The sequence below is a fragment of the Streptomyces sp. AC558_RSS880 genome, assembly GCF_019049255.1.
Taxonomy (GTDB): Bacteria; Actinomycetota; Actinomycetes; order Streptomycetales; family Streptomycetaceae; genus Streptomyces.
Genome location: NZ_JAGMUJ010000057.1, coordinates 1 through 1,665, shown reverse-complemented (window position 1 = coordinate 1,665; position 1,665 = coordinate 1). Strand labels below are relative to the sequence as shown.

Genomic DNA, 1,665 nt, shown 5'->3' with positions numbered 1-1,665 from the left:
AGAAGCCGTATCTCAACCGAACGTGATCCCTTGATTTCTGCTGGTCAGGAATGGTTTCGCTCGGGTTGAGGGAGGCATGCCGACGTCTTGTATCCGCTTCATGGCCAAGGGGTGCGCGGTGGCGTCGGTGCTGGGAATGCTGGAGGAGCGGGAGGCGGCTGCCCGCGTGCGAGTGGAGGGCTTGCGGGAGGAAGCCGCTCGGCTGGCTGAGGTGTTGGAGGCCGCGGAGATCGAGCTGGACCGGCGGGTGATCGCGCGGGAGGAACTGCTCGAGGCCCTGGCTGTCTCTGCGGCCGAGTCCACTGCCGTGACCACGGCCGAGACAGAGGAGGAAGCGGCGCCGTCGCTCACCCCGGTGCCGGGCTCGACGGTGCCGCCCTGGCGGGAAGGGCTGCCGGTGACGGTGCTGGCGCCGGACTATCAGCGGATTCTGGGCGTGCTGGAACAGCGGCGGTCCACGGGTCACGGACCGCTTCGGGCCAAGGAGATCGCGGTGGAGCTGGGCCTTGGGGCGGCCCCGGCGAAGGTCGAGGGGCTGCGGTCGAAAGCCCGGCGCCTGGCGGAGCGCGGGTGGCTCCTCCTGGAGACGTCGGGGGCATTCAGCGCCGGCCGGCGGCCCGTGGCCGTGCCAGACGCCGGCTCATCCGCGTGACCATCGACCACCGGATCATCGCCTCGCTGGTGGCGGGCAGGGTCTCGTAGTCCCGGGCCAAACGGCGGGAGTTCATCAGCCACGCGAACGTGCGCTCTGCCACCCACCGCCTCGGCAGCACCACGAACCCGGTCATGTCGTCGGTGCGCTTGACGATCTCCAAGGTCAGAGCGAGCTTGTCCCGGCACCAGCCGACGAGGGAGCCGGTGTAGCCGCCGTCGGCCCAGACCAGGGTGATGTCGCGGTGCAGACGGCGCAGCCGCCCAAGCAGGCCCGCCGCGGCATCCCGGTCACCGATGTTCGCCGCAGTGACGCGGGCGACCAGGAGCAGACCGAGGGTGTCGGTCACGATGTGCCGTTTACGGCCCGGCACCTTCTTCCCGCCGTCGTAGCCGCGTGAGGCGGCCGGCACCGAAGCCGCGGCCCGCACCGACTGCGCGTCGATGATTCCGGCCGTGGGCTCGGCCTCACGGCCCTCGCGCTCACGGACCTTCCCGCGCAGCCGGTCGTGGAACTCGGTGATCAGCCCGTGCTCGCACCAGCGCCGGAAGAAGGCGTAGACCCGGCCCCAGGCGGGGAAGTCCGCGGGCATCGCCCGCCAGGAGATCCCGCCCGCGACCAGGTAACGGATCGCGTCCAGCAGCTGGCGATGGCAGTAGCCCTCGGGCCGCCCGCCCCGCCCCTGAAACCAGGCCGGCACCGGCAGCAGCGGTCGGACGGCCGCCCACTCCGCGTCCGTCATGTCCGACGGATACCGGCGCACCCGATCGGGATGATCGGCCGCGTTCCCGTACACGTGCGCGAGGCAATCGCACGACACGACGGACGAGTTGAAGTCAACGGGCTCGGGCGCGTACAACAACGACAACAGGGCCTCCGGGAACCGCTCGGAATGGGATCGCACCCCCGAGCTGCCAGGAGGCCCTGCCTTCATGCGCGTACCTGCGGAAGATCACCCGACCAGGAACCCTGTTCGATCCACACGTTCCAAGATCGGTTGAGATACGGCTTCT

Annotated in this window: 2 protein-coding genes; one reads left to right on the top strand and one right to left on the bottom strand. The window is 70.1% G+C overall.

The window, feature by feature from the left end:
* Window positions 1-76: 76 nt before the first annotated feature.
* Window positions 77-652, top strand: coding sequence for a hypothetical protein (locus KUM38_RS20120; RefSeq protein WP_217130791.1), 576 nt, complete (start codon window positions 77-79; stop codon window positions 650-652).
* On the opposite strand, the gene KUM38_RS20115 is transcribed toward KUM38_RS20120, so the two are convergent.
* Entirely contained in the window at window positions 600-1,394 is a 795-nt protein-coding gene (locus tag KUM38_RS20115) for an IS5 family transposase (protein ID WP_254397483.1), read from the bottom strand. The two genes, KUM38_RS20120 and KUM38_RS20115, sit on opposite strands and share 53 nt — an antisense overlap.
* Window positions 1,395-1,665 lie beyond the last annotated feature (271 nt).